Origin of the sequence: Catellatospora tritici, assembly GCF_019083965.1 — a bacterium.
Taxonomy (GTDB): domain Bacteria; phylum Actinomycetota; class Actinomycetes; order Mycobacteriales; family Micromonosporaceae; genus Catellatospora; species Catellatospora tritici.
The window spans coordinates 388,375-411,988 of record NZ_JAHRCY010000001.1 but is presented as its reverse complement, the minus strand read 5'-3'; the positions used below and the strand labels follow the sequence as shown (position 1 = coordinate 411,988).

The window sequence follows — 23,614 nt, the reverse complement described above, 5'->3', positions numbered from 1 at the left end:
TCCCGCTGGGTGGAACCCTGGTGGTGGCTGCGGCGTTGAACGGGCAAGGTAGCCGATGACAATCGGTAAGGGGGCCAGCATGTGGCGTGGATTGATCGAGCAGTATCGCGACCGGTTGCCGGTGTCGGAGAAGACGCCGGTGATCACGCTGCACGAGGGCAACACGCCCCTGGTCCCGGCGCCGGTGCTGTCCGACCGCACCGGCTGTGACGTCTACCTGAAGGTAGAGGGTGCCAACCCGACCGGCTCGTTCAAGGACCGCGGCATGACCGTGGCGGTCTCCAAGGCCGTCGAGGAGGGCGCGAAGGCGATCATCTGCGCCTCCACCGGCAACACCTCGGCCAGCGCCGCGGCGTACGCCGCCCGCGCCGGGATCACCTGCGCGGTCCTCGTGCCCCAGGGCAAGATCGCGCTGGGCAAGCTGGCCCAGGCGCTGGTGCACGGTGCGAAGTTGCTGCAGGTCAGCGGCAATTTCGACGACTGCCTGAGCATGGCTGCCAAGCTGGCACAGGACTACCCGGTGGCGCTGGTCAACTCGGTCAACATCGACCGGCTGCACGGCCAGAAGACCGCCGCGTTCGAGATCGTGGAGGCGTTGGGCGACGCCCCGGACATCCACTGCCTGCCGGTCGGCAACGCGGGCAATATCAGCGCGTACTGGATGGGGTATCAGGAGGACGTGGTCGCGGGCAACGCGACCCGTGCCCCGAGGATGTTCGGCTTCCAGGCCGCCGGCTCCGCCCCGATCGTCGACGGCGCGGTGGTGGCCAACCCGTCCACGATCGCGACCGCGATCCGCATCGGCAACCCGGCGTCGTGGACCAAGGCCCTGGACGCCCGGGACCAGTCCGGTGGCCTGATCGAGGCGGTCACCGACCGCGAGATCCTCTCGGCGTACCGGCTGCTCGCCCGCGAGGTGGGCGTGTTCGTGGAGCTCGGCTCGGCGGCCAGTGTCGCGGGTCTGCTGCAGAGCGCCGCCGCGGGCAGGCTCCCGGCGGGCTCGCGCATCGTCTGCACGGTGACCGGCCACGGTCTCAAGGACCCGGAGTGGGCCATCTCCACCGCCCCGGCTCCGACCACGATCGGCAACGACCTGCTGGCCGCGGCCCGCGAGCTCAACCTCGCCTGAGTCGCATCGCCTACGCCGCCGCCACCCGCCACGGGTCGGCGGCGGCTCGCGTATCCGCCGAGATCGGGGGTGGCGGACGATGCCTCCGAGCATCCCAGGTGTACGGTGCCTCTGTGTTTCGGGTCCTTACCTCCAACCGTGACTTCCGGCGGCTGTTCCTGGCCGAGCTGATCGTGTTCGGCGCGGACTGGTTCGTCATGGTCCCCCTGTTGTTGCTGCTCAACGAGAAGACCGGACAGGGGCTGTGGGGCGGCCTGGCCCTGGCGGCGGAGACCGGCACGGTCGCGTTGCTGCTGCCGTACGCCGGGACGATCGCGGACCGGTTCGACCGCAAGCGCATCCTCATCACCTCGAACCTGTCCGCCCTGATCGCCGTGGTGGGCCTGTTCCTGGTGCACGGCTCGTGGGCGGGTCCGATCGCACTGGTGTCGGTCGCGGCGCTGTCGGGGGCGAAGGCGTTCTACACCCCGGCCGCCAACGCGGCCATGCCGAACCTGGTCGACCGCAGTGACCTGTCGCCCGCGATGGCGGTGCACGGCGCGGCCTGGGGGACGGTCACCGTGCTCGCCTCGTCGCTGGGCGGGGTGGTCAGCGCCTGGCTGAGCCCGTACGCGTGCTTCGGGTTGGTCGCCTTCGGGCTGGTGGGAGCCGCCCTGCTCACCTCGGGCATCCACCGCCCCACGCGGGAGCCCGGGAAGATCGAGCCGCGCCCGGCGTTCGCGGCGATCGGCGAGGCCAACCGCTTCCTGCGGCGCGAACCGCGGCTGCTCGCCCTGGTCACCGTGAAGTCGGCGGTCGGCGTCGGCAACGGTCTGCTGGCCACGTTCCCGCTGCTGGCCACGGCCTTCGGCGTCGGGCCGCGCGGGCTGGGCCTGATGTTCGCGGTACGAGGTCTGGGCAGCCTGGTCGGCCCGTTCGTCTTCCGGGCGGCGCTGGCCCGCCCGCACTGGCTGTTCCCCGCGCTGGCCATCTCCATGTCGACCTATGGCGTGGTCTACCTCGGCGTCTCCGTGGCCACCTGGTTCCCGCTGGTGCTCGCCGGAATCTTCGTCGCGCACGCGGCCGGCGGCGGCAACTGGGTGATGTCGAACTACGCGCTGGCGCAGGAGGTGCCCGACGAGCTGCGTGGCCGGGTCGGCGCCAGCGATCAGATGATCGCCATGCTGGCGGTGACCGTGTCGCAGCTGGTCGTCGGCTTCTTCGTGGACTCGGTCGACGTGCGGCTGCTGATCGCCTGCTGCGCCACCACGACCCTGCTGTATGCCGTCGGCTGGCGCCTGGTCACCCGCCGCCTGACCACCACCGCCACCACGCCCGCCCTGGCCACCGCCGACTGACCGCTCCCGTTCACCTCCCGAGCGGGGCTTGACCGGCCCTGCTAGCTTAGTGATATCACTTCGATATTGGGGAGGCGGTCATGCAGAGGCGGGCGTTCCGGGTCTCTGGGTTCCTGCTGGTACTCGTGGCGCTGGCGGTGCTGGCGACCACCATCGCGGTCATCGCGGCGAAGTTCGAGACGCCCGGCGGGGACGGCGTCATCGGCATCACCGTCGCGGTCGCCGCGGTGCTGATCACGCTGATCTGCACCGGGTTCATCGTGATCAGCCCGAACGACGCCCGGCTGATCCAGTTCTTCGGCTCGTACGCGGGGACGATCGACACGCCCGGGTTTCACTGGACCTGGCCGCTGACCGAGAAGACCAAGGTCTCCAAGCGGGTGCGCAACTTCGAGTCCAACCGGCTGAAGGTGTCCGACGCCGACGGCAACCCCGTCGAGATCGCCGCCGTGGTGGTGTGGCGCGTGGTGGACACATACGCGGCGAAGTTCGCCGTCGACGACTTCGTGAACTTCGTGGAGGTGCAGGCCGAGACGGCGGTGCGGCACCTGGCCACCAGCTACCCGTACGAGGCGCACGGCACCGATCGCACCAGCCTGCGCGACGCCGCCGCCGTCAGCGACGAGCTGACCGCCGAACTGCGTGAGCGGGTGGCGCTGGCCGGGGTCGAGGTGGTCGAGTCACGGATCACCCATCTCGCCTATGCTGCGGAGATCGCTCAGGCCATGCTCGCGCGCCAGCAGGCGCAGGCGATCGTGGCCGCCCGCGCGACCATCGTGGAGGGAGCCGTGGGCATGGTCTCCGGCGCGCTGGAGCAGTTGCGCGAGCAGGGTGTCGTCGAGCTGGACGAGGAGCGCAAGGCGCAGATGGTGTCGAACCTGTTGGTGGTGCTGTGCGGCGATCGCGCCGCGCAACCCGTCGTCAACGCGGGCACCCTCTACTGAGGACGACGTGTGGCTGAGCGCAAGAAGCTGCTGCTGCGGCTCGATCCGGCGGTGTACGACGCGATCGCCCGCTGGGCCGCCGACGACCTGCGCAGCGTCAACGCGCAGATCGAGTACGCACTGCGCAACGCGCTGAAATCGGTGGGGCGGCCGGTCGACCGCCCCACCGCGGTCATCGAGGACGACGAGTCGGAAGACTGACCGTCCGCAGTGGAGCATCGTCAGACTGACGGGACCGTCCACTCCGACTCACCGGGCTTGGGGGCGAACAGCGCCGGGTCGACCTGCGCCGGGTCGACCTGCGCGGGCTGCGGGCGCTTGCGGCCCACGAACGCGCCCGCCAGCAGCAGCGACACCCAGAGCAGCTCGCTGGTGCTGATGAGGGTGCTGATTACGCGGATCATCGTGAACCGGTCCTTGACGTCGCCCTCGTAGACCGAGCGCAGCATCATGCTGTAGCCCCAGTACGACCACCAGACGGCGAAGCCGAACTGCGCGACGCCCAACGCACAGCCCAGGACGATCAGCGTGGTGGCGGCGGCCCCGAGCCGCTTGCGCAGCACCAGCGCCAGGACCAGCCCGGCCAGCAGCGCCAGGGGGATGAGCAGGGCGGGGATGGCCCACGCGAGTTCGGTGGGGTCGTCGAAGTTCATGTGATCTCCCGAGGGGTGGACAACCGGCACACCGTACCGGTCGGTCACCACCCGCGCAGTCCGATAATGACCGCGTGACGATCACCTTCGAACCGGGCGCCCGCACCGTGCTGGCCCCGGCGACCAGCGCGAACCTCGGCCCGGGGTTTGACGCGCTCGGCCTGGCGCTGGACCTGTGCGACGAGGTCACCGCCTGGGTGACCGAGGACGGAAAGACCCGGGTCACGGTCGAGGGCGAGGGCGCCGGGGAGTTGCCCGCCGACGACACCCACCTGGTCGTACGCGCGATGCGGGAAACTTTCGCCGAGCTGGGCGCACAGCCGTCCGGCCTCGGTCTGCACTGTCGCAACCGTATTCCGCAGGCCCGCGGCATGGGTTCGTCCAGCGCCGCGATCGTGGCCGGGGTGACCCTGGCCAACGCGCTGGCGGGCGGCCGCCTCAGCCGGGCCGACGAGGTGCGCCTGGCCGGCCGGATCGAGGGGCACCCTGACAACATCGCGCCCTGCCTGCTGGGCGGGTTCACCATCGCCTGGGGTGGCGCGACCGGCGCCAGGGCGGTGTCGCTGCCGGTGGCCTCCGGGGTGCGTCCGACCGTCTTCGTGCCCGCGGTCCGGGGCTTCACCGCCGCAGCGCGCGCCGCACTGCCGCCGCAGGTGCCGCATGCCGACGCCGCGTTCAACGCGGGCCGTTCGGCGCTGCTGGTGCACGCGCTGACCGAGGCTCCGGGGCTGCTCTACGAGGCCACCGAGGATCGGCTGCACCAGGGCTACCGCGCGCCGGGGATGCCGGAGACCGCCGAGCTGGTCGCACGGCTGCGGGCGGCGGGGGCCGCCGCCGTCGTCAGCGGCGCTGGTCCCAGCGTGCTGGTGTTGTCGCCCCTGCCGTCCGGTTTCGCCCCGTCCGGCAGTTGGCTGGCCCACAGTCTTTCGGTGAACGCTGGCGGGGCCATCGTACGCGAAGGTAGGATGCCTAGTTAGAAACCGGGGCGTATCACCTGAGTTTTTGCAGCAGTTCAGACACGCCGAGTAGCCCGGTGTTGCCGCTGGTCTAAGTCGTTGATTACGCTCTAGGGCAGCACAGCCGCGAAGCGCCCGATCTTCAGCGGGGCGGCGCAGCCGGAGCTCGGTTCAGACGGACACGTTTGCCTGACAGTACGGCCGTCCACCCCCTGTCTACGCCTGCCGCAGCCTGATCGCACGCTCCTGGTGCCCTGCCCGTCGCTTCTGGACGGAAATCGGGAACACCGTCGAGACTGCGCAAAAACCCCCGTAGGGCTCGCGATGAGCACCCACGGGTATCCGAGGCCGCCCGGCCGCCACTGTCGAAAGAAGACCCGGGCTGCCCCGGCCAATCGAGGGAAGGAATCCATTGAGCGACACCACCGACATGACGTCGGATGTCTCCCACGTCGCTGACGACGCCTCCACCGGCCGGCGCCGCCGTACCGCCGGCAGCGGTCTCTCTGCGAAGCTGCTGCCTGAGCTGCAGACCCTCGCAGCGGGGTTGGGCATCACGGGCACCGCACGCATGCGTAAGGGCGAGCTGATCGCCGCGATCACGGCCAGCCAGGGTGGTGGCGCTCCGCGTCCCCGCGCTGACGTCGCCGCGGCCGCCGCGCCGGCGCGCGAGGAGGTGCGGGCCGAGGTCCGCGAGACCGCGGCCGAGCCCGCCGGCGCGGAGGGTGCCGAGCCGCGTGGCGAGCGTCGTGGCCGCCGCGGGGCGCCGGAGCCGCGTGGTGAGGCTGAGGCGTCCGCCGCCGCCCCCGAGGGCCGCGAGCGGGGCGAAGGTCGCCGTGAGTCGCGCCGGGAGCGCAACGGCGAGCGGGGCGAGCGTGGTGACCGCGGCGAACGCGGCGAGCGCTCGGACCGGAGCGAGCGCGGCCCGCGCGACTCCGAGCGGGGCGAGCGCGCCGAGCGGGGCGAGCGCGCCGAGCGGGGCGAGCGGACCGACCGCGGTGAGCGCAACGCGGAGCGGGGCGAGCGCGCTGAGCGCAGCGCCGACCGCGCGCCGCGTGAGCGCGAGCGCGAGCGCGACTTCGACGGGGATGAGGACGGCGACGGCCGCCGCGGTCGGCGCAGCCGGTTCCGCGACCGCCGCCGCGGCCGCGACCGCGAGACCGGCGGTGCCGCCGGCGGCGGTGCCGAGCCGCAGGTGAGCGAGGACGACGTCCTGGTGCCGGTCGCCGGCATCGTCGACGTGCTCGACAACTACGCGTTCGTGCGCACCACCGGCTACCTGTCGGGCCCCAACGACGTCTACGTGTCGATGTCGCAGGTCAAGAAGTACGGGCTGCGCCGCGGTGACGCGATCACCGGCGCCGTGCGGGCCTCCCGCGACGGCGAGCAGCGCCGCGACAAGTACAACCCGCTGGTCCGGCTGGACACGGTCAACGGCATGGAGCCCGATGAGGCTCGCCGTCGGCCGGAGTTCTACAAGCTCACTCCGCTGTACCCGCAGGAGCGCCTGCGCCTGGAGACCGAGCCGCAGATCCTGACCACGCGCGTGATCGACCTGGTGATGCCGATCGGCAAGGGGCAGCGCGCGCTCATCGTGTCGCCGCCCAAGGCCGGTAAGACGATGGTCCTGCAGTCGCTGGCCAACGCGATCACGACGAACAACCCCGAGTGCCACCTGATGGTGGTGCTGGTGGACGAGCGTCCTGAAGAGGTCACCGACATGCAGCGCTCGGTGAAGGGCGAGGTCATCGCCTCGACCTTCGACCGGCCGCCGATGGACCACACCACCGTCGCCGAGCTGGCGATCGAGCGGGCCAAGCGCCTGGTCGAGCTGGGTCACGACGTGGTGGTGCTGCTGGACTCGATCACGCGTCTGGGCCGGGCGTACAACCTGGCCGCGCCGGCCTCCGGCCGCATCCTGTCCGGCGGTATCGACTCGACCGCGCTCTACCCGCCCAAGCGCTTCCTCGGCGCGGCCCGCAACATCGAGAACGGCGGGTCGCTGACCATCATCGCCACGGCGCTGGTGGAGACCGGTTCGATGATGGACACGGTCATCTTCGAGGAGTTCAAGGGCACGGGTAACGCCGAGCTCAAGCTCGACCGGAAGATCGCCGACAAGCGCATCTTCCCGGCGATCGACATCGACCCGTCCGGCACCCGCAAGGAGGAGATCCTGCTGGCGCCGGAGGAGCTGGTGATCGTGCACAAGCTGCGCAAGGTCCTGCACTCGCTGGACTCGCAGGCGGCGCTGGACCTGCTGCTGGACAAGCTCAAGCAGACCCGCACCAACATCGAGTTCCTGATGCAGATCGCCAAGACCACCCCCGGCGAGTAACCCTCGCCCACGGCCCGGTCGTACGTAAGAAAGGGCACCTTCTACCTCGCTTTGCGAGGTAGAAGGTGCCCTTTTTACGCGCGTGGCGTGCCGTGGCGGGGCGGCGCGGCGTGTCGCTGGGCGGCAGGGGCGGCACAGCGCGGCGCAGCGCGAGGGCACGCGGTCAGGGGATGGCGCGCGATCAGGGGGTGAGGTCGGCGACCGGGATGGCCGCCCAGTCCAGGCCCGGTACGGTGATGAACTCGCCCTCGCCGAAGACGCCGGTCGACTCGTAGGCGTCGGTCTCGGCCAGGTGGAACGTGTGCACCGCGAAGACGGGGGTCGGCTCGACCCGCCAGTAGAACGGGATCCCGGCGTCGGCGTACTCGACCGGCTTGTGCTTGCGGTCGGCGGTCTGTGTACCCGGGCTGACGATCTCCACGGCCAGCACCACCTCGCGCGGCGGGAAGCTGAACCAGTCGAGGTTGACCGCACCGGCACGCACCACCAGCACGTCGGGGTTGCGGCGCAGGTCGTCGGCGAGCCGGATCTCCTGCTCGTGCAGGGCGGCCAGGGCGGGCGGGCAGCGGCGGAGCAGGGCGGCGAGCAGCTTCATCATGACGATCTGATGCCGCGCCGTCGGTGGCGTCATGGGGCGCAGGACTCCGTCCAGGAGCTCGATGCGGCTGTCGGGGGGCAGCGTGTCGTACTCGTCCGGCGTGACGGTCACCGCGGCGGGCGGCGTGGCCGTCCCGTCCCGGGTGAGCTTCTGCGACAGCTTGGTCACCGTAGGTCCCCTTGCACTGACGTCTGTCAACCCATGTTAAGAAGGGCACCTTCTACTACGGAAGACGATAAGAAGGTGCCCTTCCTTACCCCGGAGGGCTAGAAGGCGCCGTCGGCGACCTGGAACACGGTCAGCCCCAGCTCCCGCCACATCCGCACCACCTGGTTGCGATCATCGAGCACAGCGACGACGTGCCAGTTGTCGCGTAGTTCCCGCTCGAAGATCTCCTGCTTCACGACGGAGTCCTTGCGCTGGTCGCCGGTCTTGCGCATGTGCAGCCCGGCGTACGGGACGCCGACGTGCTCGTCCAGCCAGGCGGCGGTCGCCTCGCGGCAGGCGTCGACCCGGCCGGAGCAGTAGACCACCGTGTGGCCCGCGGCGTGCAGGGCGCGAACCGCGTCGATGACCGGCTGGTTGGGCAGGTCCAGGTGGACGCGGGTGTGGTCGTACGGGCTGCGCGCGCCCATCAGCGCCACCGTGCCGTCCAGGTCGACCAGGATCGCCCGGGGCATCCCCGGCGGCGGCACGTAGGTGCGGTGCACCCCCGGCTCGGGCAGGACGATCTCGGTGCGGTGCCCGGCCAGGTAGCGCTCGTGCATGCGCAGGATCACCTCGGGGCCGACCCGCTCGCTCTCGGGCCGGGCCGCGTCGCGGTCCAGGCAGGTCTGCAGCGGCACGTCGGTGAAGTCGCGCAGCACCGTGCGCGCCCCGCAGGCGGCGGCGAGCTCGGCGAGTTCGCGCACCACCTTGGCGCGCAGGTTGGTGTCGTCGCAGATCACGTCGACTCCGGCGCGCAGCAGCGCCTCGACCTGGGCGCGCTGGGCCACGGTGACCTGAACCTCGGCCCAGCCTTCGCCGAGGTTGCCGCCGTGCAGCATGCGGCGCAGGTCGTCCCGGTTGACGCGGACGGTGCCCGGCTGCGTCTTGGCCCAGGTGGTCTTGCCGGAGCCGGGCAGGCCTCTCGTGATCGTGAGGGTCGGCGTGATGGTCAGGGTGGGCATGTGGCTCTCCGGTCTCGGGCTACTCGTCGTCGAAGGTACGGCCGTGCGGTGTCTCGTTCGCCTCCGGCCGCACCTCCTGCCACAGGGCGGGCCGGTAGTCCTTGCCGTCCAGGCGCGCGAACAGGTAGCCGCGCAGCTCGTGGCGCCCGGCGACGAGCGCGAAGTCCTTTCGGGTCCAGCCCTCGGGCAGGCCCGCGCGGATCTGCTCGTACGTCTGCTCGATGCGCGCCGACCGGGTCCGCATCTCGGTGCGCAGCCGGTCGGCGACCGAGGTGATCCAGCCGTGGAACTCGTCGGGCAGCGGCTCGGCGATCTGCGCGACCGTCGCCCCGGCGCCCAGCGCCTCCCAGATGCCCCGGGCGTGCAGCCCGTAGATGATCCGGTGCAGGTGCAGGTAGTCGGCATATTTGATCTTTACGCGGGTGTCCGGGCCGACCGCGTGCACGACCAACCCCTCCCGCCCGGGGCGGGCGGGGGCCGCCAGCGCCTCGGCGAACGTGGCGTAGCCGAAGACCTCGACCACCGGACCGGGCCAGTCCGGCACGCCCTCGGGGCCGTACGAGCGCCCGGTCGTGATGTCGACCGCACCGAGCAGCATCAGGTCGTTCAGGCCGCCGTAGTCGACCACGATCCGGTTCGCCGGGTAGATGATCTCCACCAGCACGGTGCGGCCCGTCGGTGGCGACCAGTGCGGGTACCGCTTGCGCAGCAGCTCGGTGGCGTGCCGCGCCTGGTCGGAGTTGAACGACCCGCGGGTGGCCACCGCCGGACCGTCCGGGGTCGGGTAGATCACACCGAGCGAGCCGTCGGCCTTGTCGGTGACCAGCACGGGTTCGTCCAGGCCGATCTCGGCCGCGCCGGGCTGGCCGTGGTTGAAGAACTTGGCCAACGGGCGCGCCACCACGACACCGGTGTCGTCGGTGATCAGGCCGCGGCAGGAAAGGGTCACCGTGTCCCAGAGGTTCGCATACGTGCACTTCTCGGTGTAGTTGAAGATTGTCAACGGCAGGTGCGGGTGCCGCTGCCTGCGGACCAGTCCCTCGGTCAGGGCGCGCTCGAGCGCGGGGGCCGGGAACAGAGCATCCAGTGTCGTTGTTGCGAGGGGGGACATGGCCGGTGACGCTACCGAGAGACCGCCGCAGGGCGCATCCGAGATAGATGGCATACTGGTCAGTCGGCCAGACCGGGACTGGTTCACGCCCGAGCGGACCCGCGTTATCGCGGACCGCGGTGACGGCGACCCAGCGCCCACGACTTGAAAGGACCGAGGCTATGAAGTCCGGTATTCACCCGCAGTACCAGGAGACGACCGTCACCTGCTCGTGCGGCAGCACCTTCACCACCCGCAGCACCGCCAAGGGTGGCGCCATCCACGCTGAGACCTGCAGCGCCTGCCACCCGTTCTACACGGGCAAGCAGCGCGTCATGGACACCGCCGGCCGGGTCGCCAAGTTCCAGGCCAAGTACGCCAAGGTCCAGAAGAAGGACGCCAAGTAGCTGTCTTTCCGGCGCCCGCTCCGTGTTTCACGGGGCGGGCGTCGTGCTGTTGCCGGAAAGTATCGTTTCTAGGGAGGATTCGGACATGAGCAACGAACGGCTCGACGCCCTGCTGGCCGAGTACTCGGACCTGGAGGCGAGACTGGCGGACCCGTCGATCCACGCCGACCAGGCGGCCGCCCGCAAGGTGGGGCGGCGCTTCGCCGAGCTGACTCCGATTCACAAGACCGCGGGCGAGCTGACGGCCACCCGCGCCGACCTGGCGGCCGCGCGTGAGCTGGCCTCGGTCGACCCCGACTTCGCCGCCGAGGCGGTGGCGCTGGAGCAGCGGCTGCCCGAGCTGGAGGAGAAGCTCGCCGAGTTGCTGGCCCCGCGTGACCCCAACGACGGCAAGGACGTGATCCTGGAGATCAAGTCCGGGGAGGGCGGCGAGGAGTCGGCCCTGTTCGCCGGGGACCTGCTGCGCATGTACCTGCGCTACGCCGAGAAGCACGGCTGGCTGACCGAGGTGCTCGACTCGCAGGAGTCCGACCTGGGCGGCGTCAAGGACGTCTCGGTGGCCATCAAGACCCGGGGGGTGCCGGACGGCGGCAACGGCGTCTGGTCGCGGCTGAAGTGGGAGGGCGGCGTGCACCGGGTGCAGCGCGTGCCCGCCACGGAGTCGCAGGGCCGCATCCACACCTCAGCCGCCGGCGTGCTGGTCATGCCGGAGGCGGAGGAGACCGAGGTCGAGATCGACGCCGGTGACCTGCGCATCGACGTGTACCGGTCGCAGGGCGCGGGCGGTCAGTCGGTCAACACCACCGACTCGGCGGTGCGCATCACGCACATCCCGACCGGCACCGTGGTGACCTGCCAGAACGAGCGCTCGCAGCTGCAGAACAAGGACAAGGCGATGCGGATGCTGCGCGCCAAGCTGGCGCAGTACGCCGAGGAGCAGGCGCTGGCCGCCGCCGCCGACGCGCGCAAGGCGCAGATCCGCACCGTGGACCGGTCGGAGCGGATCCGGACGTACAACTTCCCGCAGAACCGGATCACCGACCACCGGATCGGCTACACGGCGTACAACCTGGACATCGCGCTCGGCGGGGAGATCGACGCCGTCCTCGACGCGCTCACCACCGCCGACCGCGCCGCCCGCCTGGCGGGCGAGACGGAACTGTCCCGTCAGTAGCGGCCGGTCAGGCGGCCTTGGCCCGCCGCCGCCGTAGGCCGAACCACGCGCCCAGCCCGAGGGCGAGCACGACCGCCGCCCCGAGCGCGGTCCAGACCGCTGTCGGGCTGAGCGGGCCGCTGCTCTCGTCGCCGGCGAGATCCGTCAGGACCGTGGCGGCGGTGGGGGATGCGCTGGTCGCGGCCTCGTCCGAGGCGAGCGCGGACGGGGACGCCGCTGACAGTGCCGGTGACGCGGATCCGGTCGGCGAGGTCGGCCCGGCGCCGCCGCTGGTCGGCTGACCGCCGGTCGGCTGACCGCCGGTCGGCTGGCCACCGGTGTCGTGACCGCTGGCGCCGGTGGTGGCCGGATTCGGTGAGTCGGGCCCTGCGCCACCCGAGCACCATGCCGGACGCTGGTAGGTGCCCTCGAAGACGACCTCGCCGAGGTGCTTGACGGTCACCCAGTCCGCCTCGGCCCCCTCCAGGTAGACCATGGACGGGCCACGCCAAGGCTGGATGGCGATGTAGTTGTTGTGGTACCCGCCCGAGGCGGTGATGTCCGGGAAGGCGTACCCGCCAACCCGCTGCATGTCCGTGCTGTCGCCGTTGGTCATGGTCAGGGTGATCTGCTTGGCGCACTCGGATTTCATCGTGACCCGCAGGTCCGGCTGGCACGGGTTGAGGCGCAGCGTCTGGGTCAGCGTCTGCTCCAGCGGTCCGCCGTCGGTCCGGCTCTCCCAGCGCAGCGACACGCGCAGGGTGTAGGTCTGCGGGCTGTCCACGCTGCCGGACACGTCGATCGGGGCCGTGTCGTAGGTGTTCAGCACGGAGCCCGCCGCTGGGCGGCGGCTGATCAGGTTGCTCGGCAGGCCGCTGACCTCGGTGATGGTCGCCGGTGTGCTCACCGTCGAGTCGAGCAGGTATGTGCCGTAGAACTTGCCGGCGTTCTGGGACTGGCAGGACCAGCCCCCCTCGAGTTGCACCGTGCCCGCGGCTTGTGCTGGCTCGGCCAGCGCCGTGAGACACCCCAGTAGCGCGGCCAGGGTCAGCAGCAGGCGACGAGCGGTGCGGGCCATCTCAACTCCCCGTGATCATGATGACCCGCTGACGTTACTGACGGCAGTTGCGGCGGGCATCGCCCGAACGGACGATCAGCCGGGGCCGTACCGTCAGTGACCTGCGCTGTCGTAGCGGCGCAGGCCCGCGCGGAACGCGGTGCGGGCCAGCAGCGCCAGGTACAGCGCGGCCAGCGGGGTGAGCAGGCCGATCCAGGGCGACGGCTTGTCCAGCAGCCAGGCGACCGGGAAGTACGTCATGAACGCCCAGGGCACGACCAGCGTCAGCGCCGCCCGCACCCCCAGCCCGAAGATGCCGATCGGGTACCGCACCAGGTTGTTGATGTTCATGAGCGTCACCGCGAAGAACGGGTGTGGTCCGGCGATCCAGAACGACGCGCAGTTGCCCAGCACCACCAGCGACAGGTTGACCGTGATCGCGCTGACCAGCAGCACCAGCGCGACCAGTACGCGCACCGGCGACCAGGCGACGTCGAGGTGGGCCAGCGCCCAGGCGATCATGGCACCTCCGGCGAGCATGTCGCCCACGCCGTGCAGCCCGATCCCGCCGCTGATCACCTGCACCGGCACCGGCGCGGGCCGCACCAGCGCGTAGTCCAGCTCGCCGTGGTTGATCTTCCCGGCCAGCCGCCAGGTGCCCTCGAAGAACAGCGGGCCGGTCCCGATGGTCACGCCGAACATGCCCGTCAGCAGCAGCGCCTCCGGGAAGGTCCAGCCGTTCAGGGTTGGCACGTGCGCGAACACCGAACTGAGGAACAGCAGGTTCAGGGTCTGGAACAGGGCTCCGGCGACGACCAGGATCCAGAAGTCGGCCTCGTACTCCAGCACCGCGCGCAGGTTGGCACCCAGCCCGCGCCGATAGATCCGCAGCGTGCGCAGCATCGTCAGCCTCCGTGGACGGTCAGGGCGCGCAGCGCGCGCCGCCACACCAGCCGGGCCGCCCACCACAGCGCCAGCACCCAGGCGGCCTGCACCGCCAGCAGCCGCAGCGCCTCCAGCCCGCTCGCCTGGCCCAGCAGCAGCGCCGCCGGGGTGGCGGTGAGGCTCGCGAACGGCAGCACCGAGGCGAGCCCGCCCAGCCACGCGGGCAGCAGCGCCAGCGGGATCATCGCCCCGCTGAACAGGGTGACCAGCCCGTCCTTGGCCCAGGAGACGCCCATGAAGTTCTGGGTCCAGAAGCAGGTCATGGTGGTGAAGTAGGCGATGGTGAACTTCAGCGGCGGCACCATCGCGAAGCTGGCCGCGAACAGCAGCGCCTGCTCCACCGTCGGCACCGGGATGCCGCCGGTCAGCACGATCATGCCGCCGCCCGCGATCGCGATCGCCGTGAACTCCAGCGCCAGACCACCCATGTGCTCGCTGAACCGGGCCCACTGGTAGTCGATCGGCTTGGTCAGGTCGATCGCCACCTGCCCGGTCTGGATCCGCTCGGCCATCCACCAGTCGCCGTACGCCGAGCCGATCGCCGCCGAGGCCCAGCCCACCAGCAGGTACGTCTTCATGTGCGGCCAGTCGTAGCCGCCGATCTCGCCGTCGGCCAGCAGTGCGTGCCACACCGCCAGCGACGAGGCCAGGTACAGGCCGCCGCCGAGCCACGAGAGCAGGGAGTTCATCCGGTACGTCATGATCCGCCGGGTCGACATCCGCCACAACGACAGGTACGCGCTCATCGCAGCAGCTCCCCGGCGTACACCTTGCGCACCACGTCCTCGATCGCGGGCTCGTCCAGGTGCAGCTCACCGACCTCGACCACGTCCAGCACCGCCGCGATCACCTGCCCCGCGGTATGGGTGAACCGGTCGAACACCACCGTCACCTCCTGCGGCCCGTCGCCCGCCAGCACCTCGGCGTCGGGCAGCCGCGCGGCCACCTTCTCCACCGGCGTCGGCTCGGCCAGCTGCAACCGCATCCGCCGGGTACGCGCGAACCGGTCCTTCATCTGCGCCAGCGGCCCGTCGAAGATGATCCGGCCCTCGTCGATGATGACGATCCGCTCGCACACGTCCTCGATGTCGCCCAGGTCGTGCGTGGTCAGCATCAGCGTGGTGCCGTCGGCGCGCAGCTCGCGCAGGAACTGCCGCACCTTGTCCTTCACCGAGATGTCCAGCCCGATCGTCGGCTCGTCGAGGTACACGATGCGCGGGGTGTGCAGGAGCGCGGCGGCCAGGTCGGCGCGCATGCGCTGGCCCAGCGACAGCTTGCGGGCCACCACGGGCAGCAGGTCGCCGAGGTCGAGGACGGCGTCGAGCCGGTCCAGGCGCTCGCGGTAGGCGGCGGGAGTCAGGTCGTACATGTCGCGCAGCAGGTTCAGCGACTCGCGGACCGGCAGGTCCCACCACAGCTGAGTGCGCTGGCCGAACAGCACCCCGATGTTGCGGGCATTGGCCATGCGGTCCACGTGCGGGTTCGCGCCCGCCACCCGGACCGTGCCCGCCGTGGGCACCAGGATGCCGGTGAGCAGCTTGATCGTGGTCGACTTGCCCGCGCCGTTGGGGCCGACGTACGCCACCGACTCGCCCGCCTCGATGGCCAGGTCGATCCCGGCCACCGCGGTGAAATCCTGGTATCTGGGCCGCACCAGGTGTTTCAGCGAGCCGCGCAGGCCCGGATCCTTCTGCGGCCGACGGAAGATCTTCGTCAGCCCTTGGGCTTCCACCAACGCCATGCCGGTCACCCTCGCCAATAGCTGCCGTCGGAGGCAACCGGTTTCCCGTCTGCGGATACGGTGATCGGATGAGCGGAGCGGGCACGTTGTCGATGCGGTTGCGGCGGGCGGCGGCCCGGCTGGCGGAGGCGGGCGTGGACTCCGCGCGCGTCGACGCGGAGCTGCTGGCGGCGTACGTGCTGGGCGTGCCGCGTGGCGCGCTGCTGCTCATCGGCGAGATCACCGACGCGCAGGCCGAGGTGCTGGACCGGCTGGTGGAGCTGCGGGCGCAGCGGATCCCGTTGCAGCACCTCACCGGCACCGCGCCGTTTCTGGGGCGGGATCTGCTGGTCGGGCCGGGCGTGTTCATCCCGCGTCCGGAGACGGAGCTGCTGGCCCGGTGGGGGGTCGAGGCGCTGCGCGAGGTACGCGTGCCAACCGTGCTCGACCTGTGCAGCGGCACCGGGGCGCTGGCGGTGACCGTCGCCGACGCCCGCCCCGACGCGCGCGTCTATGCCGTCGAACGCGGCGAGGGCGCGCTGCCCTGGCTGCGGCGCAACGTCGAGGGCACCGGGGTGGTGGTGGTCGAGGGGGACGTGCGCGACGTCGCGCTGCCGCAGGCGGTGGACCTGGTGCTGTGCAACCCGCCGTACGTGCCGTCGACGGTGGCCGTACCCCCGGAGGTCGGCCACGACCCGCAGGACGCGGTCTTCGCCGGACCCGACGGACTGGAGCTCATCCCGGTGATCGTCACCCGCTCGGCGGCGGTGCTGCGGCCGGGCGGCCAGCTCGGCATCGAGCACGACGACACGCACACCGACGCCATGCGCGAGCTGCTGTCCGACGGTTTCACCGAGATCATGACGCACCCGGATCTGGCCGGGCGGCCCCGCTTCACCACCGCGGTGCGCTCGGGCGGGGCCACTGCCTGATCAGCGACGCGTCACGCCCGCCGCACGATGCGGTTCGCACCAGATGAAAACCGCGTGACAGACTGGCTCACCGTGAGGCTCTACGACTGTCGGAACGTCGTCGAACGTGACCGGGGCATTCAGGCCGCGATCGACGCCGTATCCAGTGGCGACCTTGTGGTTCTGCCGACCGACACGGTGTACGGCATCGGCGCCGACGCCTTCAAGCCCTGGGCGGTGACCAACCTGCTCAGCGCCAAGGGGCGGGGTCGGCACATGCCCCCGCCGGTGCTGGTGGGCTCCCGGCACACCCTCGACGGGCTGGTGCTGCGGCTGCCGGGCGTCGCCCGCGACCTGGTCGAGGCCTTCTGGCCGGGCGCGTTGACCATCGTGGTCGAGCAGGCGCCGAGCCTGCAGTGGGATCTGGGCGACACCGGCGGCACCGTCGCGGTGCGCATGCCGCTGCACCCGGTGGCGCTGGAGGTGCTGCGCAAGACCGGCCCGATGGCCGTCTCCTCGGCCAACCTGACCGGCCAGGCCGCCGCGGTCACCGCGGAAGAGGCTCGTGAGCAGCTCAGCTACAAGGTCAGCGTGTACCTGGAGGCGGGGGAGTGCCCCAACCCGGTGCCGTCGACCATCGTCGACCTGACCGGCGAGCGGCCCCGCGTCCTGCGCGCGGGCGCGATCGACATCGAGCAGCTGCGCGAGGTCGCCCCCGACATCGCCGGGCCGGGGGAGGCGTGATGGCCCCGTTCACCGTGCTGCACGTGTGTATGGGCAACATCTGCCGCTCGCCGATGGCCGAGCGCCTGCTGACCCGGGCCGTGGCCGAGCGCGCCGCCGCGCTGGGCGGCTCCGCAGACGGGACGGACCTGGTGTTGTCGCACTCGGCCGGCACCGGTGGCTGGCACGAGGACGAGGAGATGAACCCGTCCGCGGCCCGCCAGGTGCGCGCCCGGGGCGCGTCGCCGGACGGCTTCAGCGCACGCAAGCTGCGGGCCGAGCACATCGAGGCCGCCGATCTGATCCTCACCGCCACCGCCGACCAGTACGACTACGTCACCGCGCTGCGCCCCGACGCCGCCGACCGCACCTTCGTGCTCGGCGAGTTCGGCCGCCTGCTGCCCGGCGTCGACGTCTCCGAGCTGCCCCCGGCCGAGCCGACCCCCGACGCCGTCTACAACCGCGGCGTCGCCCTGGTCGCGGCGGTCGCCACCGCCCGCAACGGCGAACCCGCCCAACCCAAGGACGACCTCGACGACCCCTGGGGCCGCGGCGACCAGGTCTTCACCCGCGTCGGCGACGAGATCCAGGACGTCCTCACCCCGTTGACCGCCACCCTCCTCCCCCTCCCGTGACCAGCCTCTCTACCAGTTGATCATGAACTTATGGCAGGGTTGGACGGCGTGTCGTGTGCACGGGTTCATGATCGACTCTGAGGTGGCGTGATGTTGGCGAAGCGGCTGAAGTTCCTGCCGTACATGCTCGGTGTCACGGCCGTCGTCGCGGCGGTGGCGACCCCGGTCGCCTGGCTGACCGCCGGGGGTACGGCCGCGCTCGGCGTGCTCGCGGGCGTCGCGCTGGTCGGGGTGAGCTACCTGTTCACCAGCTTCATCCTGGCCTGGGCGGACTCGGTCAACCCGAAGCTGCTGCTCTCGCTGGGGCTGGCCACTTACGCGATCAAGTTCACGGTGCTGTTCCTGGTCATGGCCAGGATCGCGCAGACGGGCTGGGCGGGGCTGAAGCCGATGGCGCTCGGGATCGGCGTGGCCGCGATCGCCTGGACCGTCGGCCACGCCTGGTACGTGTGGAACAGCCGCATCTCGTACGTCGACGTCGACCTGATCAAGTGATCAGTCGAAGATCTTCGGCTTGCACGGGTTGCGCACGGCGCCGCTGACCAGGTTGTCGCCCTCGGTGTCCTTGCGCGAGGTGCGGCTCCAGTCGACCACGGTGCGGTAGCTGCCCTCGTGGCAGCTCATCGTCACGTCCTTGGCCTCGTACTTCAGCTCGGGGGCGTAGGTCTGCTTCCCCCTGAGCGTGTAGGTCTTCGAGGCGACCGTGCGCCACTTGTCGCTGTCGCCCTGCCGCTGCTCGATGCGGATCTTGAGGGTGAGCCGCTCGGCCCCCGGCGTCGCACAGCGGTAGCGGACCTGGCCGGAGACCTTGCCGGTGTCCTCGTTCTTCCTGGGGCCGTCGACCACGACGGTGCAGTGCACCGGCTTGGTTGCGGAGGCGTCGTCGTTGCCGCGCGGCTCGCACCCGGCACCTAGCACCGTGACCAGCACCAACAGCATGGGCGCGATCGCCTTGCGCATCTTCAGCACCGCCGGGAGGTTCGAGGGGTTTCCTCTATTTCAGCGGGTACCTGTAAGTAAAGCAATGTAGATCTTTGACTGTGGGCACACGAGTTCTCACTGTGTGCTTCGCCACGTCGTGCGGGACCTGCGCCGTCGGCCGCCATCGACGGCTGCGAGGTGGCGAACTCTGGCGTCGGGTGGGCTGAAATGTGACAATCGGCGGGCCGATGTCGGGAGTGACAAGCGGCGGAAAAGATACAGTAAACATCTGAAATATGTACAAAACGCGAACTAGACATTGATGACCGTCGTGACCGGTACGTATGTACTGGTCACGAAGGGCAAGGTGAGCTTGGCCATGGTGGGCCGGGGGGCGCTTGTCTCCCTGCGCCAAGTGGCTGATATTGTTCGCCGCGTCATGGCCGATGACCAGCCTCCGAAGCGCCCCCTACCTGCGGGCGCCGATGCGGGTTGGGCGGCCATCGGGTATCTCCTCGGCGGAATGCTGGTCTGGGGAGGGGTCGGATGGCTCATCGATAAGTGGCTGGGACTCCCCAACGTCGGGCTGTTGATCGGGTTGATCGGCGGCACGGCCGCCGGAGTCTTCTTGACCGTGAAGAGACTGGACGGGTGACCGTACCCGATCGACGGAGGATGACAGGTTGATTACGCAGCCGGGGTTCCTTGCTGAGGAGTTTCCTCCCAGCGTGGACAGCTTCGACTTCAAGAGCCTGATCCCGTCCCTCGAGGGCAACTTCTGGGGCCCCGCGTTCACCAAGATGACACTGCTGATCTGGATCGCCGTCGCGATCGTCATCGTGTTCTTCCTGGCGACGTACCGCAACCCCACGCTGGTCCCGACCAAGAAGCAGTGGCTGGCCGAGTCGGTCTACGGGATCGTGCGCAACAACATCGCCGGTGAGATCATCGGCGTCAAGGAGGGCGTGCGCTTCGCGCCGTACCTCGCGACGGTGTTCGTGTTCGTCTTCGTGACGAACCTGTGGAGCATCATCCCGTTCGCGCAGATCTCGCCGAACTCGCACCTGGCCTTCCCCATCGTCCTCGCGGTGATGACGTGGCTGATCTACATCGCCCTGGGCATGCGCAAGCACGGCGTCTTCGGCTACCTGAAGCACGCCTGCGTCCAGCCCGGCGTCCCGTGGTGGGTGCACCCGATCCTGGTGCCGATCGAGTTCATCTCGAACCTGGTGCTGCGGCCGATCACGCTGTCGGTCCGTCTGTTCGCCAACATGTTCGCCGGCCACCTGATCCTGCTGGTGTTCACCCTGGGCGGCGTCGCGCTGTGGAACGCACAGAACGCGCTGCTCAAGGGGGCCGCGCTGGGAAGCTGGGCGTTCGCGATCATCATGACGCTGTTCGAGTTCTTCATCCTGAGCCTGCAGGCGTACGTCTTCACGCTGCTGTCGGCGACGTACTTCCAGAGCTCGATCTCCGAAGAGCACTGATCCGCGCCCGGCGCGACCTTCACCTTTGCTTTCGATCAACAACTGAAGATCGTTCGTACCTACATACCAAAACGTGCGCGTGACTGGCACGCGTCCAACGCAGGAGGAAAACCGACATGAGCGGCAGCCTTAACGTCATCGGTTACGGCATCGCGGCCCTGGGCCCCGGCATCGGCGTGGGTCTGGTCTTCGCTGCCTACATCCAGGCGACCGCCCGTCAGCCCGAGAGCGCGGGCCTGACCCGTGCCTACATGTTCATGGGCTTCGCCGTGGTCGAGGCGTTGGCCCTGCTGGGCTTCGTGCTCGCCTTCGTCAAGTAACGCGTTCATAGGCCGAGACGTTCGGTGACCGGTCGCCCGCGACCGGTCACCCCCGAAGGGGAGTGACTTATGAACATCGCTGAAGAAGGGCACGCCTACAACGTGCTCGGCGTGCCGATCGCTGAGGTGATCGTCGGCCTCATCGCCTTCGGTGTGCTGCTCTTCGTGCTCACCAAGTACGTGTTCCCGCGTATGGAGAGCATGTTCCAGCAGCGCGTCGAGGCCATCGAGGGCGGTCTGGTCAAGGCGGAGAAGGCTCAGGCCGAGGCCGCCGCGCTGCTGTCGCAGTACAAGGCGCAGCTGGCCGAGGCGCGCACCGAGGCCGCTCGCATCCGCGACGAGGCCCGCGCCGACGCCGAGGGCATCCGTGCCGACGTGCTGGCCAAGGCCAAGGAAGAGTCCGACCGCATCATCGCGGCCGGTCGCGACCAGCTGGCCGGTGAGCGCGCGAGCATCGTTCGCGAGCTGCGGACCGAGATGGGCGCGCTGGCCGTCAGCCTCGCCGGGAAGATCGTCGGCGAGTCGCTGGAGGACGAGGCGCGTCGCCGCGGCACCGTCGAGCGGGCCATGGCTGAGCTCGAGACCGCCGGGGCGCGTTGATGCAGGCGGCAAGCCGAGAGTCGTACACCGCGGCCCGGGTAGCGCTCGAGGAGAGCGCCCAGGCGGCGGGGGCGGCGGCCACCGCGGCCACGGCCGACGAGCTGCTCGCCTTCGCGGACCTGCTCGCTCGCGAGCCGCGCCTGCGCCGGGCGCTGTCGGACCCGTCGCGGCCCGGCGACCAGCGCGGTGAGCTGGTTCGCAGCCTGCTGTCGGGCAAGGTGGGCCAGGGTAGCCTGGACCTGCTGGCGGTGCTGGCGTCCGGCCGCTGGTCGGCCGCGTCGGAGCTGCTGGATGGTGCCGAGCGCCTGGGCGCGGAAGCGCTGCTGGCCTCGGCCGACCAGTCCGGCGACCTGGCCGAGGTAGAGGACGAGCTGTTCCGTTTCGGGCAGATCGTCTCCGGTGACCCGGGCCTGGCCGCCACGATCGGCGACTTCTCCACCTCGGTGTCGCGCCGGGTGGAGCTGGTGCGGGGCCTGCTGGCCGACAAGGCCAAGCCGGTGACCGTGCGCCTGGCCGAGCTGGCCGTGGGCGGGTTCGGCGGCCGGTCGTTCGGCAACGCGCTGAGCCGGCTGGTCGAGATGGCCGCCGAACGGCGCGAGGCGCAGATCGCCTACGTCACGGTGGCGCAGCCGCTGACTGATGCCGAGGAGACCCGACTGGCGTCCTCGCTGTCGGGGATCTACGGCCGTCAGGTCTCGGTCAAGGTGACCGTGGACCCCACGGTGCTGGGTGGCCTGAGTGTGAAGGTCGGCAGCGACCTGTACGACGGCACGGTCGCCAAGCGTCTGGCCGCGGTCCGCAACGCGCTCGTCGGCAAGTGACGCAGCCGAGCCCTGAGAACGCATTCACTGACTTGACAGTCACGACACCGATAGGAAGCTGAGGATGGCCGAGCTGACCATCTCGTCCGAGGAGATCCGTGGAGCGCTTGAGCGTTTCGTCTCCTCGTACGCGCCCGAGATCTCCCGCGAGGAGGTCGGCGTCGTCACCGAGGCCGGTGACGGCATCGCCAAGGTTGAGGGTCTCCCCTCGGCCATGGCCAACGAGCTGCTGGAGTTCGCCGACGGCACCCTGGGTGTCGCGCTGAACCTCGACGTCCGCGAAATCGGTGTCGTGATCCTGGGTGCCTTCGGGGGCATCGAGGAGGGGCAGCCGGTCAAGCGGACCGGCCGCGTGCTCTCCGTGCCGGTCGGCGACAAGTTCCTGGGCCGGGTGGTGGACCCGCTGGGTGCGCCGATCGACGGCCTGGGCGAGATCGCCGACGAGGGCTTCCGCGAGCTGGAGCTGCAGGCTCCGAACGTGATGGTCCGCAAGAGCGTGCACGAGCCGCTCGAGACCGGCATCAAGGCCATCGACGCGATGACCCCGATCGGCCGGGGTCAGCGTCAGCTGATCATCGGTGACCGCAAGACCGGCAAGACCTCGGTCGCGCTGGACGCGATCATCAACCAGCGGGACAACTGGAAGTCGGGCGACCCGAAGAAGCAGGTCCGCTGCATCTACGTCGCGATCGGCCAGAAGGCGTCCACGGTCGCGGCGGTCAAGGGCACCCTCGAGGCCGCGGGCGCGATGGAGTACACCACCATCGTCAACTCCCCGGCGTCGGACCCGGCCGGCTTCAAGTACCTGGCGCCCTACACCGGTTCGGCCATCGGCCAGCACTGGATGTACGCGGGCAAGCACGTGCTCATCGTCTTCGACGACCTGAGCAAGCAGGCCGAGGCGTACCGCGCCGTGTCGCTGCTGCTGCGTCGCCCGCCGGGCCGTGAGGCGTACCCGGGTGACGTCTTCTACCTGCACTCCCGCCTGCTGGAGCGCTGCGCGAAGCTGTCGGACGAGCTGGGCGCGGGCTCGATGACCGGTCTGCCGATCATCGAGACGAAGGCCGGTGACATCTCGGCGTTCATCCCGACCAACGTCATCTCGATCACCGACGGCCAGATCTTCCTCGAGGAGGGTCTGTTCAACTCGGGTGTGCGCCCGGCCATCAACGTCGGCACCTCGGTGTCGCGAGTCGGTGGTTCGGCGCAGGGCAAGCCGATGAAGAAGGTCTCCGGCCGCCTGCGGCTGGACCTGGCCCAGTTCCGTGAGCTGGAGGCGTTCGCCGCCTTCGCCTCGGACCTGGACCGTGCCTCGCGCGCCCAGCTGGAGCGCGGTGGCCGCCTGGTCGAGCTGCTCAAGCAGCAGAACTACACGCCGTACCCGATCGAGGAGCAGGTCGTCTCGATCTGGGCCGGCACCGAGGGCAAGCTCGACGAGATCCCGGTCGCCCAGGTGCGCCGCTTCGAGTCGGAGTTCCTGCAGCACCTGCGCAGCTCCCACTCGGACGTGCTCAAGACGATCGCGGGCGGCACCTGGAGCGACGACGTCGCCGCCAAGCTCGACGGGCTGATCGCCAAGTTCAAGGAGGGCTTCCTGCCGTCCGAGGACAGCCTGGTGATCAACGAGGCTGACGCCGAGGCTCTCGAGGGCGACGAGCGCACCGAGACCGTCACCCGCATCGTGGCTGAGAAGAAGTAGT

At 70.1% G+C, this 23,614-nt stretch carries 27 protein-coding genes; 18 read left to right on the top strand and 9 right to left on the bottom strand.

Annotated features, from left to right (window positions below; translation table 11 throughout):
• Nucleotides 1-79 precede the first annotated feature (79 nt).
• The 4 genes from thrC to KUA19_RS01880 all read left to right on the top strand — a co-directional run bounded on the left by thrC (nucleotide 80) and on the right by KUA19_RS01880 (nucleotide 3,611).
• Nucleotides 80-1,129 (top strand): threonine synthase, encoded by a 1,050-nt coding sequence (thrC, locus tag KUA19_RS01895; RefSeq protein WP_217394191.1) that lies wholly within the window; start codon nucleotides 80-82, stop codon nucleotides 1,127-1,129.
• Nucleotides 1,130-1,242: 113 nt separating this feature from the next.
• Complete coding sequence (locus KUA19_RS01890) at nucleotides 1,243-2,466, top strand: MFS transporter (RefSeq protein ID WP_217394188.1); 1,224 nt, start codon at nucleotides 1,243-1,245, stop codon at nucleotides 2,464-2,466.
• 80 nt (nucleotides 2,467-2,546) lie between these two features.
• A complete protein-coding gene (locus KUA19_RS01885; RefSeq protein WP_217394186.1) occupies nucleotides 2,547-3,410 on the top strand; it encodes an SPFH domain-containing protein in 864 nt (287 codons plus the stop codon).
• Nucleotides 3,411-3,419: 9 nt separating this feature from the next.
• Nucleotides 3,420-3,611, top strand: a complete 192-nt coding sequence (locus KUA19_RS01880; protein WP_217394184.1) for a type II toxin-antitoxin system antitoxin — start codon at nucleotides 3,420-3,422, stop codon at nucleotides 3,609-3,611.
• Between the two features lie 20 nt (nucleotides 3,612-3,631).
• Here KUA19_RS01880 and KUA19_RS01875 read toward each other — a convergent pair whose 3' ends face one another.
• Nucleotides 3,632-4,063 (bottom strand): hypothetical protein, encoded by a 432-nt coding sequence (locus KUA19_RS01875; protein WP_217394182.1) that lies wholly within the window; start codon nucleotides 4,061-4,063, stop codon nucleotides 3,632-3,634.
• A 74-nt stretch (nucleotides 4,064-4,137) separates the two neighbouring features.
• Between KUA19_RS01875 and thrB the strand changes: the two genes are divergently transcribed.
• Both thrB and rho read left to right on the top strand, forming a co-directional pair.
• Nucleotides 4,138-5,040 carry a homoserine kinase gene (thrB, locus tag KUA19_RS01870; protein WP_217394180.1) on the top strand — a complete coding sequence of 301 codons (903 nt, stop codon included), beginning with the start codon at nucleotides 4,138-4,140 and terminating at the stop codon, nucleotides 5,038-5,040.
• A gap of 391 nt (nucleotides 5,041-5,431) precedes the next feature.
• On the top strand, nucleotides 5,432-7,357 hold the full coding sequence (rho, locus tag KUA19_RS01865; protein ID WP_217394178.1) for a transcription termination factor Rho: 1,926 nt from the start codon (nucleotides 5,432-5,434) through the stop codon (nucleotides 7,355-7,357).
• A 181-nt stretch (nucleotides 7,358-7,538) separates the two neighbouring features.
• Here rho and KUA19_RS01860 read toward each other — a convergent pair whose 3' ends face one another.
• From KUA19_RS01860 to KUA19_RS01850, 3 genes are all read right to left on the bottom strand, one after another.
• Entirely contained in the window at nucleotides 7,539-8,123 is a 585-nt protein-coding gene (locus tag KUA19_RS01860; RefSeq protein WP_217394175.1) for a Uma2 family endonuclease, read from the bottom strand.
• 98 nt (nucleotides 8,124-8,221) lie between these two features.
• Nucleotides 8,222-9,124 carry a phosphatase domain-containing protein gene (locus tag KUA19_RS01855; RefSeq protein ID WP_217394173.1) on the bottom strand — a complete coding sequence of 301 codons (903 nt, stop codon included), beginning with the start codon at nucleotides 9,122-9,124 and terminating at the stop codon, nucleotides 8,222-8,224.
• Between the two features lie 19 nt (nucleotides 9,125-9,143).
• A complete protein-coding gene (locus tag KUA19_RS01850) occupies nucleotides 9,144-10,235 on the bottom strand; it encodes an RNA ligase (protein ID WP_217394171.1) in 1,092 nt (363 codons plus the stop codon).
• A gap of 161 nt (nucleotides 10,236-10,396) precedes the next feature.
• On the opposite strand from KUA19_RS01850, the gene rpmE reads away from it, so the two are divergent.
• Together rpmE and prfA are read left to right on the top strand one after the other, a co-directional pair.
• Nucleotides 10,397-10,621 carry a 50S ribosomal protein L31 gene (rpmE, locus tag KUA19_RS01845; RefSeq protein WP_217394169.1) on the top strand — a complete coding sequence of 75 codons (225 nt, stop codon included), beginning with the start codon at nucleotides 10,397-10,399 and terminating at the stop codon, nucleotides 10,619-10,621.
• A gap of 85 nt (nucleotides 10,622-10,706) precedes the next feature.
• Nucleotides 10,707-11,795: a peptide chain release factor 1 gene (gene prfA, locus KUA19_RS01840; protein ID WP_217394167.1), complete on the top strand. Its 1,089-nt coding sequence runs from the start codon at nucleotides 10,707-10,709 to the stop codon at nucleotides 11,793-11,795.
• A 7-nt stretch (nucleotides 11,796-11,802) separates the two neighbouring features.
• Here prfA and KUA19_RS43755 read toward each other — a convergent pair whose 3' ends face one another.
• The 4 genes from KUA19_RS43755 to KUA19_RS01820 all read right to left on the bottom strand — a co-directional run bounded on the left by KUA19_RS43755 (nucleotide 11,803) and on the right by KUA19_RS01820 (nucleotide 15,517).
• Nucleotides 11,803-12,852, bottom strand: a complete 1,050-nt coding sequence (locus KUA19_RS43755) for a hypothetical protein (RefSeq protein WP_217394165.1) — start codon at nucleotides 12,850-12,852, stop codon at nucleotides 11,803-11,805.
• Between the two features lie 93 nt (nucleotides 12,853-12,945).
• Nucleotides 12,946-13,734 carry an ABC transporter permease gene (locus KUA19_RS01830; protein ID WP_217394163.1) on the bottom strand — a complete coding sequence of 263 codons (789 nt, stop codon included), beginning with the start codon at nucleotides 13,732-13,734 and terminating at the stop codon, nucleotides 12,946-12,948.
• 2 nt (nucleotides 13,735-13,736) lie between these two features.
• The gene (locus KUA19_RS01825; RefSeq protein ID WP_217394161.1) at nucleotides 13,737-14,522 is read right to left on the bottom strand and encodes an ABC transporter permease; all 786 of its coding nucleotides are present in this window, start codon (nucleotides 14,520-14,522) and stop codon (nucleotides 13,737-13,739) included.
• A complete protein-coding gene (locus tag KUA19_RS01820; RefSeq protein WP_217394159.1) occupies nucleotides 14,519-15,517 on the bottom strand; it encodes an ABC transporter ATP-binding protein in 999 nt (332 codons plus the stop codon). The genes KUA19_RS01825 and KUA19_RS01820 overlap by 4 nt, the downstream gene beginning before the upstream one ends.
• Nucleotides 15,518-15,585: 68 nt before the next feature.
• On the opposite strand from KUA19_RS01820, the gene prmC reads away from it, so the two are divergent.
• The 4 genes from prmC (at nucleotide 15,586) to KUA19_RS01800 (ending at nucleotide 18,260) form a co-directional block, all read left to right on the top strand.
• Nucleotides 15,586-16,428: a peptide chain release factor N(5)-glutamine methyltransferase gene (prmC, locus tag KUA19_RS01815; protein ID WP_217394157.1), complete on the top strand. Its 843-nt coding sequence runs from the start codon at nucleotides 15,586-15,588 to the stop codon at nucleotides 16,426-16,428.
• Nucleotides 16,429-16,482: 54 nt separating this feature from the next.
• Nucleotides 16,483-17,151, top strand: coding sequence for an L-threonylcarbamoyladenylate synthase (locus tag KUA19_RS01810; RefSeq protein ID WP_308167275.1), 669 nt, complete (start codon nucleotides 16,483-16,485; stop codon nucleotides 17,149-17,151).
• On the top strand, nucleotides 17,151-17,765 hold the full coding sequence (locus KUA19_RS01805) for an arsenate reductase/protein-tyrosine-phosphatase family protein (RefSeq protein ID WP_217394153.1): 615 nt from the start codon (nucleotides 17,151-17,153) through the stop codon (nucleotides 17,763-17,765). Before KUA19_RS01810 ends, KUA19_RS01805 begins: the two co-directional genes overlap by 1 nt.
• Before the next feature lie 90 nt (nucleotides 17,766-17,855).
• Entirely contained in the window at nucleotides 17,856-18,260 is a 405-nt protein-coding gene (locus KUA19_RS01800; protein WP_217394151.1) for a Cg1360 family ATP-synthase-associated protein, read from the top strand.
• Here KUA19_RS01800 and KUA19_RS01795 read toward each other — a convergent pair whose 3' ends face one another.
• Nucleotides 18,261-18,734, bottom strand: a complete 474-nt coding sequence (locus tag KUA19_RS01795; protein ID WP_217394149.1) for a hypothetical protein — start codon at nucleotides 18,732-18,734, stop codon at nucleotides 18,261-18,263.
• A 274-nt stretch (nucleotides 18,735-19,008) separates the two neighbouring features.
• Between KUA19_RS01795 and KUA19_RS42340 the strand changes: the two genes are divergently transcribed.
• The 6 genes from KUA19_RS42340 to atpA all read left to right on the top strand — a co-directional run bounded on the left by KUA19_RS42340 (nucleotide 19,009) and on the right by atpA (nucleotide 23,613).
• Nucleotides 19,009-19,341 carry an AtpZ/AtpI family protein gene (locus KUA19_RS42340; RefSeq protein WP_254548395.1) on the top strand — a complete coding sequence of 111 codons (333 nt, stop codon included), beginning with the start codon at nucleotides 19,009-19,011 and terminating at the stop codon, nucleotides 19,339-19,341.
• Nucleotides 19,342-19,369: 28 nt separating this feature from the next.
• Nucleotides 19,370-20,173 (top strand): F0F1 ATP synthase subunit A, encoded by an 804-nt coding sequence (gene atpB, locus KUA19_RS01785; protein WP_217394147.1) that lies wholly within the window; start codon nucleotides 19,370-19,372, stop codon nucleotides 20,171-20,173.
• 116 nt (nucleotides 20,174-20,289) lie between these two features.
• Nucleotides 20,290-20,493, top strand: coding sequence for an ATP synthase F0 subunit C (gene atpE / locus KUA19_RS01780; RefSeq protein ID WP_212833416.1), 204 nt, complete (start codon nucleotides 20,290-20,292; stop codon nucleotides 20,491-20,493).
• Nucleotides 20,494-20,562: 69 nt separating this feature from the next.
• On the top strand, nucleotides 20,563-21,093 hold the full coding sequence (locus tag KUA19_RS01775) for a F0F1 ATP synthase subunit B (protein ID WP_217394145.1): 531 nt from the start codon (nucleotides 20,563-20,565) through the stop codon (nucleotides 21,091-21,093).
• Nucleotides 21,093-21,914, top strand: coding sequence for a F0F1 ATP synthase subunit delta (locus KUA19_RS01770; protein ID WP_217394143.1), 822 nt, complete (start codon nucleotides 21,093-21,095; stop codon nucleotides 21,912-21,914). Before KUA19_RS01775 ends, KUA19_RS01770 begins: the two co-directional genes overlap by 1 nt.
• 64 nt (nucleotides 21,915-21,978) lie before the next feature.
• On the top strand, nucleotides 21,979-23,613 hold the full coding sequence (atpA, locus tag KUA19_RS01765) for a F0F1 ATP synthase subunit alpha (RefSeq protein ID WP_217394141.1): 1,635 nt from the start codon (nucleotides 21,979-21,981) through the stop codon (nucleotides 23,611-23,613).
• Nucleotide 23,614 lies beyond the last annotated feature (1 nt).